At 71.3% G+C, this 9,917-nt stretch carries 8 protein-coding genes; all 8 read left to right on the forward strand.

The features are described from left to right. Positions 1-4 precede the first annotated feature (4 nt). The 8 genes from OOJ98_RS14005 to OOJ98_RS14040 all read left to right on the forward strand — a co-directional run bounded on the left by OOJ98_RS14005 (position 5) and on the right by OOJ98_RS14040 (position 9,776). Entirely contained in the window at positions 5-1,633 is a 1,629-nt protein-coding gene (locus OOJ98_RS14005; protein WP_267054992.1) for a benzoate-CoA ligase family protein, read from the forward strand. Between the two features lie 118 nt (positions 1,634-1,751). Continuing rightward, positions 1,752-2,243 (forward strand): acyl-CoA thioesterase, encoded by a 492-nt coding sequence (locus OOJ98_RS14010; protein ID WP_267054993.1) that lies wholly within the window; start codon positions 1,752-1,754, stop codon positions 2,241-2,243. Between the two features lie 85 nt (positions 2,244-2,328). After that, the gene (locus OOJ98_RS14015) at positions 2,329-4,725 is read left to right on the forward strand and encodes a bifunctional salicylyl-CoA 5-hydroxylase/oxidoreductase (RefSeq protein WP_267054994.1); all 2,397 of its coding nucleotides are present in this window, start codon (positions 2,329-2,331) and stop codon (positions 4,723-4,725) included. 14 nt (positions 4,726-4,739) lie between these two features. Next, positions 4,740-5,795 (forward strand): carbon-nitrogen hydrolase family protein, encoded by a 1,056-nt coding sequence (locus OOJ98_RS14020; RefSeq protein ID WP_267054995.1) that lies wholly within the window; start codon positions 4,740-4,742, stop codon positions 5,793-5,795. Further along, the gene (locus OOJ98_RS14025) at positions 5,792-6,904 is read left to right on the forward strand and encodes a cupin domain-containing protein (RefSeq protein ID WP_267054996.1); all 1,113 of its coding nucleotides are present in this window, start codon (positions 5,792-5,794) and stop codon (positions 6,902-6,904) included. Before OOJ98_RS14020 ends, OOJ98_RS14025 begins: the two co-directional genes overlap by 4 nt. A 208-nt stretch (positions 6,905-7,112) precedes the next feature. Beyond that, positions 7,113-8,024 carry a fumarylacetoacetate hydrolase family protein gene (locus OOJ98_RS14030; RefSeq protein ID WP_267054997.1) on the forward strand — a complete coding sequence of 304 codons (912 nt, stop codon included), beginning with the start codon at positions 7,113-7,115 and terminating at the stop codon, positions 8,022-8,024. Positions 8,025-8,124: 100 nt separating this feature from the next. Next, positions 8,125-8,847, forward strand: a complete 723-nt coding sequence (locus OOJ98_RS14035; protein ID WP_267055638.1) for an Asp/Glu racemase — start codon at positions 8,125-8,127, stop codon at positions 8,845-8,847. 104 nt (positions 8,848-8,951) lie between these two features. Next, a complete protein-coding gene (locus OOJ98_RS14040) occupies positions 8,952-9,776 on the forward strand; it encodes a PaaX family transcriptional regulator C-terminal domain-containing protein (protein WP_267054998.1) in 825 nt (274 codons plus the stop codon). The last annotated feature ends 141 nt before the right edge of the window (positions 9,777-9,917 follow it).

Below are 9,917 nucleotides of genomic sequence, written 5' to 3' on the forward strand. Positions count from 1 at the left end.
CCCCATGGAGCTCTCCCCGTCCGCGCACGCCGACTCCTTCTGTCGTGATCGGCTCCCTCCCTTCTCGCTCTGGCCCGAACTGCACTTCGATCTACCGGAGTTGCAGTACCCGGACCGGCTCAACGCGGCCCAGCGCCTGCTCGACGACGCGGTCGAGCGGTGGGGCCCGGACCGCCCCTGTCTGCTGACGCCCACCGAACGCTGGACCTACGGCGACCTCCTGCGGCGCGCCAATCAGGTGGCCCGTGTCCTGACCGAGGACTTCGGAGTCAGGCCCGGACACCGGGTCCTGCTGCGCGGCCCGAACAACCCCTGGCTCGTGGTCACATGGTTCGGTGTGCTGAAGGCGGGCGCTGTCGCCGTCACCACCATGCCGCTGCTTCGCGCGAGCGAACTGTCGGAGCTGAGCGCCATCAGCCGCCCGTCCGTCGCCGTGTGCGACCACCGCTTCCTCACCGAACTCGCCGCCGCCGACGTATCGGGGATTCCCGTCATCGCCTACGGGGGCGACGGCGAGGACGACCTGGCGCGGCGCTGCGCCGACGCGAGCGGCGCGTTCACCGCCGTCGACACCGCCGCCGACGACGTGGCCCTCATCGCGTTCACCTCCGGCACGACGGGCCGCCCGAAGGCCACGCTCCATTTCCATCGGGACATCCTGGCCAACGCGGACACATTCTCGCGCCACGTGCTGAAACCCCGTCAGGACGACGTGTTCACCGGCACACCACCCCTTGCGTTCACCTTCGGGCTCGGCGGCCTGGTGGTCTTCCCGCTGCACGTCGGGGCGTCGACGCTGCTGATCGAGCAGGCGGGCCCCGAGCGGCTGGCCGACCTCGTCGCCGAACACCGGGTGACCGTGCTGCTCACCGCTCCCACCGCCTACCGGGCGATCATGGCGGCGGGTGCCGCGGGCAAGCTCGCCGGAGTGCGCCGGTGTGTTTCGGCGGGTGAGGCGCTGCCCGCGCAGGTGTGGGAGGAGTTCCACGCCGCCACCGGGCACCGCATCATCGACGGCATCGGCGCCACGGAGATGCTCCACGTGTTCATCTCCGCCGCCGACCAGGACATCCGCCCCGGCTCCACCGGCCGGCCGGTACCGGGGTTCCGGGCCCGGATCGTGGACGAGCGGGGGGACCCGGTGCCCGACGGGCAGCCCGGTCTGCTGGCCGTCACCGGCCCCACCGGCTGCCGGTACATGGACGACCCGCGCCAGAGCACGTATGTGAGACACGGCTGGAACGTCACGGGGGACACCTACATACGTGATGCCGAAGGCTACTTCTGGTACGTGGCCCGCAGTGACGACATGATCGTCTCGTCCGGCTACAACATCGCGGGGCCCGAGGTCGAGAAGGCCCTCGCCGTCCACCCCTGGGTCGACGAGTGCGGAGTCGTCGGCGTCCCGGACGCCAAGCGCGGCATGCTCGTCACGGCATATGTGGTGCTGCGCAAGGGAGTTGAGGCGGGCGAGGCGACCGTCACAGAGCTCCAGAACCATGTCAAGCAGACCATCGCGCCATACAAGTATCCGCGCGCGATCGAGTTCGTCGCCGAGCTGCCGCGCACCACCAACGGCAAGCTCCAGCGCGGCGAACTGCGCCGGCGAGCGGTCGGCTCCGCCGCGTCGTAGCCCACGGCGACGGGCCCGGCCGCCGACGGACACCCGCCGCGCTCCCTCGTCGCCCCGGCGCCCGCTCGCCGCAAACCCCTTGTCACTGAGCCGTCCCGGCCAGACGAAAGGCACCACCATGCCCAAGACCGCCGCCCCCCACGGGGAGCCCGCCCCCGCCGAGAGCCCCGCCGCCGGAGGAACGCCCGGCGCACACCTGCCCAGTGTCGTGGTCGAGAGCCGCGTGGAGTGGCAGGACACCGACGCGGCCGGCCACTACCACCACTCCACGGTGGTCCGCTGGGCCGAGGCCGCCGAGGCCGTCCTGTTGCGGAGGCTGGGCCTCGCCCGCCTCTTCGGCAGCATCCCCCGGGTCCGCTTCGAGGCCGACTACCACGCGCGGCTCTGGTTCGGCGAAAGGGTGCTGACCGAACTGCGGGTCACCAAGGTCGGCACCAGCTCCCTCCACTACGCCTTCACGGTCAGGGGCGAGGGGGACGAGGCCGCAGCCACCGGACGCATGATCATCGCTCACTCCGCCGCCCGGTCCACCGCATCCAGCGCCTGGCCCGGCGACGTGCGTGAACTCCTCACCACCGCCGGCCCCCAGGCCCCGGAGCTGTACGCGTGACCGGCGAGCGCCGCAATATGTTGCATGCTTGACGGTCGCCAAAATGGCGGCATATGTTGTTCGTGGAAACACTAGGAGGTACGCCGTGCGCGTAGCAGTTATCGGAGGAGGGCCCGGCGGGCTGTACTTCGCGGCCCTGGCCAAGCAGCTCTCCCCGAGTTGGGACATCACCGTGTGGGAGCGCAACGCGCCGGACGACACGTTCGGATTCGGCGTGGTCTTCTCCGACGAGACGCTCGACGGCATCGCGCAGGCGGACCCCCGCGTCTTCGACGCCATGTCCGCGGAATTCGCGCGCTGGAGCGACATCGACGTCCGCCACCGGGGCCAGGTCCTCACCTCGGGCGGCCACGGCTTCGCGGCGCTCGGCCGCAAGCGGCTGCTGCAGATCCTCCAGCAGCGGTGCGCGGCCCTGGACGTCGACGTCCGCTACCGCACCCAGGCGCCGCCGGTCGAGGAACTCTCCGCCCGGTACGACCTGGTGGTCGCGGGCGACGGAGTGCGCTCGGCGACACGCGCCACCTTCGCCGACACCTTCCGGCCCGAACTCGACGAGCGCACCTGCCGTTACATGTGGCTCGGCACCGACAAGGTCTTCGAAGCTTTCACCTTCATCGTCGCCGAAGGGGAGTTCGGGACCCTCCAGGTCCACGCCTACCCCTTCGACGACAGCCGCTCCACCTTCATCGTCGAGATCGACGAGGAGTCCTGGCGGCGCGCCGGTTTCGACGCGTTCGCGGACCGCGACCACCCGCCCGGCACCAGCGACGAGGACAGCATCGCGCTGTGCGAGCGCATACTCGCGGACCACCTCGACGGACACCGGCTGCTGCCCAACAACTCCAAGTGGATCCGCTTCACCACGGTCCGCAACGCCACCTGGCGCCACGACAACGTCGTGCTGCTCGGCGACGCCGCCCACACCGCGCACTTCTCCATCGGCTCCGGCACCAAGCTCGCCATGGAGGACTCGCTCGCACTCGCCGCCTGCCTCCACGAGCACCAGGACGTCGCCACGGCGCTCGCCGCGTACGAGAGCGAACGCAGGCCCGTCGTCGAGTCGACCCAGCGCGCCGCGCAGGCCAGTCTCGAATGGTTCGAGAACGTCGGACGCTACACCGGCCAGGACCCGCACCAGTTCGCGTTCAACCTGCTCACCCGAAGCCGCCGGGTCACCTACGACAACCTTCGCGTACGCGACGAGGCGTTCACCCACGCGGTGGACGCCCGGCACGCCGCGGAGGCGGCGGCGGACCTCGCCGGGCCCGGCCCGGCGGACGCCCCGCCGATGTTCCGCCCCTTCCGGCTGGGCGGTCTGCGTCTGCGCAACCGGGTCGTCGCCCCGCCCGTCGCCCTCTACACCGCGCGCGACGGCGTGCCGGGCGACTTCGAACTCGTCCACCTGAGCACCCAGGCCGTCGGCGGCTCGGGCCTGGTGTTCGCCGGCATGACCGCCGTGAGCGCCGACGCCCGTGCCACCACCGGCTGCCCCGGGCTGTACACGGACGAACAGGAAGCCGCCTGGCGGCGCATCGCGGACTTCGTCCATGAGCAGTCGGACGCCCGGCTGGGCATCCAGCTCACCCACGCGGGCCGCCGCGCCGCAGCCCAGCCACCCCGCCCCGGCGATGTCAATTATGCCTCTGAACAAGGCAGTTGGCCCTTGGTCGCGGCCTCACCGCTACCGTGGAACGAGAACAGTTCCGTCCCGCGTGAGGCCACCCGCGCGGACCTGGTCGCCATCACCCGCGACTTCGTCACCGCCGCCCGGCGCGCCGACCGCTGCGGCTTCGACGCCCTGGAACTCCAGCTCGGCCACGGCCATCTGCTGTCCGGGTTCCTCTCACCGCTCACCAACACGCGCACCGACGCGTACGGCGGCGATCTGGCCGGGCGGATGCGCTTCCCGCTGGAGGTGCTGCGCGCGGTCCGCGCGGTCTGGCCCGCGGGCAAGGCGCTCCTCGTACGGATCTCCGCCACCGACTGGGCCGACGGAGGCACCAGCGAGGCGGACGCCGTCGAGATCGCGCGCCGGCTCGCCGAGGCCGGTGCGGACGCCATCGACGTGTCCACCGGCGAGGTCGTCGCCCATGAACGCCCCCGCTACGGCCGCAGTTACCAGACGCCGTACGCCGACCTCATCCGCAACGCGACCGGCGTCCCGGTCGTCGCGGTCGGCGCGATCTCCACGTACGACGACGTGAACTCGATCATCCTGGCCGGCCGTGCGGACCTCTGCGCGGTGGGCCGCGCCCAACTCCACGATCCGCTGTGGACGCTGCACGCCGCGGCGGCCCAGGGGTACCGCGGCCCCGCCGCCCCCTGGCCCACGGCGTGGCGGGCCGGCAGCGGGCGCCCTCCCGGCGCGCGCACCGACCGTGTCCCGCCCCGCCTGCACCTGCTGCGGCAGCCGCCCGCTCCCGTGCACCAGCGCTGGCTTCCCCCGGCCCGCGCCACCGCCCTGCAGAGCGCGGCCCACTGAACCCGGAGGGACCCATGGAAACCCTGCCCCGCTTCACCGCGGCCGCCGTCCAGGCCGCCCCCGTCTACCTCGACCCCGACGCCACCGTCGACAAGGCCCTCGCCCTCATCGCCGAAGCGGCGGCGGGCGGCGCCACCCTCGTCGTCTTCCCCGAGGTGTTCATCCCCGGATATCCGTACTGGAACTGGACGATGAACCCGGTCCAGGGCTCGCCCTGGTTCGAGCGCCTGTACCGCTCGTCCATCGATGTGCCCGGCCCCCATGTGGACGCCCTGCGCGCAGCCGCCCGCCGGCACGGTGTCGTTCTCGTCATCGGCGTCAACGAACGCGACCCAGACCGCCTCGGCACGCTCTACAACACGCTCCTCACCATCGGCCCCGACGGTGAACTGCTCGGTGTGCACCGCAAGTTGGTGCCCACCTGGGCCGAGAAGCTCACCTGGACCGGCGGCGACGGAAGCTCCCTCACGGTGCACTCCACCCCCGTCGGACGGCTCGGCGCGCTCGCCTGCGGCGAGAACACCAACACGCTCGCCCGCTTCGCCCTCCTCGCCCAGGGCGAACTCGTCCACGCGTCCTGCTACATCTCGCTCCCCGTCGCCCCCGCCGACTACGACATGGCCGACGCCATCGCGGTGCGCACCGCGGCGCACAGCTTCGAGGGCAAGGTGTTCTCCGTCGTGGCCTGCTCGACCATCTCTCCGGAGATCGCCGACACCATCGCCGGCGACGACGAGGAGCTGCGCCGCACGCTGGCCCGCCCCCGCAGCGCGCTGTCCGGCATCTTCGGGCCCGACGGGCGTCCCGTCACCGAGCCGCTCGTGGACGACGAGGGCATCGTCTACGCGGAGATCGACCTGGCCAGATGCATCCAGCCCAAGCAGATGCACGACATCCTCGGCCACTACAACCGCTTCGACGTCTTCCAGCTCCACGTCGACAACCGCCCCCGCCCCCCGGTGACCTTCGCGACCGACCCCGCTCGCGCGTCGGCGCCGCCGGCCACGGCGCCCCTGGCCGCCGAGCACGACGGCACCACCAATCCCGGTACCAAGAAGGAGGACGCATGACCACCGAGCAGGACGACACCATGCTGGGCCGTGCCCGCGTCAGCGACACCCCGGAACTCACCGCCTACTACGGCGAACTCGCCGAGCTCGACGCGGGCGCGCTGTGGACCGTCGCCAACGACATCGAACCCTGGTACCCGCAGCCCAAGTCCGTGCCCGTGCTGTGGCGTTACGACGAACTGCGCCCGCTGGTCCACAAGGCGCTGCACCTGGTCGAGGCCGATGACGCGGGACGCCGCGTGGTCATGCTCGTCAACCCGGGCCGCAAGGACGTCAGCGCCGCCGCCGGACTCCTCTACACCGGGCTGCAGATCATGGGCCCGGGGGAGGCCATGACCGCCCACCGCCACCAGGCGGCCGCGCTGCGCTTCGTCCACGAAGGCACCGGTGCGTGGACCGTCGTCGACGGCCAGAAGCTGAGGGTCGGGCCCGGCGACTTCGCCATCACGCCCAACGGCACCTGGCACGAGCACGGCAACGAGAGCGAGGACGCCCCCGTCATCTGGCAGGACGGCCTCGACATACCGCTGGTCAACTCCCTGGACGCCGGTTTCTACGAGGTCCACCCCGACCTCTACCAGGCACCCGGCAAGGTCATCAACTCCTCGGTGCTCAGCTACGGCGGAAACCTGCTGCCCTACGGCGTGGAGAAGTGGACCCGTCCCTACTCGCCGCTGCTCGCCTTCCCCTGGGAGCCGACGTACGAGGCGCTGCGCAACCTGGCGAAGGCGAGCGCGGGCTCGCCCTACGACGGGGTCATCGCGGAGTACACCAACCCGCTCACCGGCGGCCCGGTCATGCCCACGATGGGCGCCCACCTGCAGTTGCTGCGGGCCGGCCAGTCCACCCGGGCACACCGCCACACCGGCTCGGTCATCTACACCGCGGCCAAGGGACACGGCTACTCCGTCGTCGCGGGACAGCGCTTCACCTGGAAGAAGGGCGACATCTTCTGTGTGCCCTCCTGGGCCTGGCACGAGCACCACAACCTCGACCAGGACGAGGACGCCTGCCTCTTCTCCTTCAACGACTTCCCCGTGATGCGCTCCCTCGGCTTCCACCGCGAAGAGGCCTACACCGACAACGACGGCCGCCAGAGAGCCGGTTGAGCCGCGGCGCCGTGCCGTGGCCGCCGGCCCTGACACCGGAGGCGGCACGGCGCCGCATCACACCAGGGGCGGTTCCCACCCCGCGCCGCCCCTGTACCGGGGTGGCCGCCGGGCACAGGGCCCCGCGGTCGCCCCGCCCCACCCCATGTGTCCCGCACACATGGGCATCCCGCACATGCATGTTCCGCACACCTGCAAGGAGCCCCCGATGCGACTGGTGACCTACACCCTCAACGACGACGGACCGCACCTGCTCGGCGCCCAGCTCGACGACGACCACATCGTCGACTTCGCCGTCCTGTCCGAGCGGACCGGCGTACGCCTTCCCCTCGACCTCCTGTCGTTCGTCCGCGCCGGAGAGCCCGCGCTGGAGGCGGTACGACGGCTCCTGGCCGACGGCCCGGCCGGCGCGCCCGCCGAAGCGCTGCGCCGCACCGGTGAGGTGTCGCTGCGCGCCCCGCTCCGCCCCGGCAAGATCATCGGGGTCGGGCTCAACTACGTGGAGCACGTCGCCGAGTCCAGCCGCAGCCTCGACACCGACAAGGAACTGCCGCCCCGCCCGGTGCTCTTCAGCAAGCCCGCCACCGCCGTCACGGGGCCGGGCCGGCCGATCCTGCACAACGCCGACCTGACCACGCAACTCGACTGGGAGTGCGAACTCGCCGTGGTCATCGGCCGCAGCGCCTTCCGCGTCAGCGAGGAGGAGGCGTACGGCCACATCTTCGGCTACAGCATCCTCAACGACATCAGCGCCCGCGACCAGCGCCGCTCGGGGCAGTGGTTCTTCTCCAAGGGCCAGGACTCCTACGCGCCGTTCGGCCCGGCCGTGGTCACCGCAGACGAGCTGAGGGACCCCATGGCGCTCGACCTGTCGCTGCGCGTCAACGGCGTCGTCAAGCAGAAGTCCAACACCCGGCACATGCTCTTCCCCATCGCGCGCCTCATCGCCGACATCTCCTCCGGCATGACCCTGGAACCCGGCGACGTCATCGCCACCGGCTCCCCCTCGGGCGTCGGCGCGGGCATGGTGCCGCCCGAGTTCCTGCACCCCGGCGACACGGTCGAAGCCACCGTCGAAGGCATCGGCACCCTCACCAACCCCGTGATCGACGCCCGCTGACCCTTCCCGACGTCTCCTGACACACTTTCACGAAGGACCACCCACCGTGCCGCACCCCACCTACCGCATCGGCCAGATCGTGCCGAGCTCCAACGTCACCATGGAGACCGAGGTCCCGGCCATCCTCCGGGCCCGCGAGACCGTTGCACCCGAACGCTTCACCTTCCACTCCAGCCGCATGCGCATGACCCATGTCACCCCGGAGCAGCTCAAGGCCATGGACGCCGACTCCGACCGGTGCGCGGTGGAACTCTCCGACGCCCACGTCGATGTGCTCGGCTACGCCTGCCTCGTGGCGATCATGAGCATGGGTCTCGGCTACCACCGCACCTCCGAAACCCGTCTGCACCGGCGGACGGTGGAGAACGGCGCGCCCGCCCCCGTCGTCACCAGCGCCGGGGCACTCATCCACGGCCTGAACACCCTGGGGGCGAAGAAGATCGCGCTGATCGCCCCGTACATGCGGCCGCTCACCCGGACCGTCGTGGACTACCTCACCCACGAAGGCATCGAAGTCCTCGACTACACCGCCCTCGAAATACCCGACAACCTCGACGTGGCCGCCCACGACCCCGCCCGCCTGCCCGGCCTCGCCCGCGCCCTCGACCACAGCGACGCCGACGCCGTCGTGCTCTCCGCCTGCGTGCAGATGCCCTCGCTCGGCGCCATCGACGAAGCCGAACAGCTCCTCGGCAAGCCCGTCGTCTCCGCGGCCGTCTGCACCGCCCACCAGATGCTCCGGGCGCTCGGCCTGCCCGCCGTCGCCCCGGGAGCCGGGCACCTCCTGTCCGGTGCGTACGCGGAGGCGCCGTTGGCCCGCTGACCACCCGCCAAGCCCCGACGGCGCGCCCGGCCGCCCTCCACCCGGACGGCGCGCCCGGCCCGTGGTGTCGATAGGATCGCGACCGCACACCACGGAAGGCGATCATGTCGGAAAGCCCGCTTCGGCCCAGCTCGTTGATCAACACGATCTACGGGGCGTTCCTGCGTGGCCTCGGCGGCTGGGTCTCCATCGCCGACCTGATCACCCTGATGTCCGAACTGGACGTCGAGGGCCCGGCGGTGCGCTCCGCGATGTCCCGTCTGAAGAAGCGCGGCGTCCTGGAGCCCGAGCGGCGCGGCGCCACCGGCTACGTGCTGAGCCCGGCCGTCCACGCCGTCTTCGACGAGGGCGACCGGCGCATCTTCAACAGCCTCGAACCGGCCGCCCTGAGCGACGGCTGGGCGATGGCCGTCTTCTCCGTCCCGGAGTCCGAACGCTCCTCGCGCTACCAGCTGCGCACCCGGCTGAGCTGGCTCGGCTTCGGGAACATCGCCCCCGGCGTGTGGCTCGCGCCCGGCCGGCTGCTCGACGACGCCCGAGCCATGCTCGTACGCCTGGAACTCAGCGACTACGTCCACCTCTTCGCCGCCGAGTACGCCGCCTTCAGCGACCTGCGGACCAACGTCAGCACCTGGTGGGACTTCCCGGCGATCCAGACCCAGTACGCGGCCTTCGCCGACACCTACGGCCCCGTCGCCGAGCGCCTGGCACGGCCCGGCGACATCGACCCCGCCGACGCCTTCCGCAGCTACGTGCCGATGCTGACCCAGTGGCGGCGGCTGCCCTACCTCGACCCGGGCCTGCCCACCGAGCTGCTGCCCCCCGACTGGAACGCGGTCACGGCGCGCCCCATCTTCCAGCGCCTGCACGACGTGCTCGCCGAGCCGAGCAGGCGTCACGTCCAGCAGATCACCGGGCTCCAGGCGTAGCAGCGCAGGCTCTCCGGAACCGCACACCGTTTCGTGCTTCCCCTCTGGACGGATCGCGATAACACGTGTAATCAAGTGTCCTGAAACCATCGCTCCGCTGCCGGGCGCGGATCCCCAAGTCCTGGCCGACCGACCCATTGC

It is taken from the genome of Streptomyces sp. NBC_00083, from assembly GCF_026343295.1.
In the GTDB taxonomy this organism is placed as follows: domain Bacteria; phylum Actinomycetota; class Actinomycetes; order Streptomycetales; family Streptomycetaceae; genus Streptomyces.

Bases quoted from the DNA above. Each gene is read 5' to 3' on its own strand.
- OOJ98_RS14005 (WP_267054992.1), top strand. From the start codon at position 5: ATGGAGCTCTCCCCGTCCGCGCACGCCGACTCCTTCTGTCGTGATCGG.
- OOJ98_RS14010 (WP_267054993.1), top strand. From the start codon at position 1,752: ATGCCCAAGACCGCCGCCCCCCACGGGGAGCCCGCCCCCGCCGAGAGC.
- OOJ98_RS14020 (WP_267054995.1), top strand. From the start codon at position 4,740: ATGGAAACCCTGCCCCGCTTCACCGCGGCCGCCGTCCAGGCCGCCCCC.
- OOJ98_RS14025 (WP_267054996.1), top strand. From the start codon at position 5,792: ATGACCACCGAGCAGGACGACACCATGCTGGGCCGTGCCCGCGTCAGC.
- OOJ98_RS14030 (WP_267054997.1), top strand. From the start codon at position 7,113: ATGCGACTGGTGACCTACACCCTCAACGACGACGGACCGCACCTGCTC.
- OOJ98_RS14035 (WP_267055638.1), top strand. From the start codon at position 8,125: ATGGAGACCGAGGTCCCGGCCATCCTCCGGGCCCGCGAGACCGTTGCA.
- OOJ98_RS14040 (WP_267054998.1), top strand. From the start codon at position 8,952: ATGTCGGAAAGCCCGCTTCGGCCCAGCTCGTTGATCAACACGATCTAC.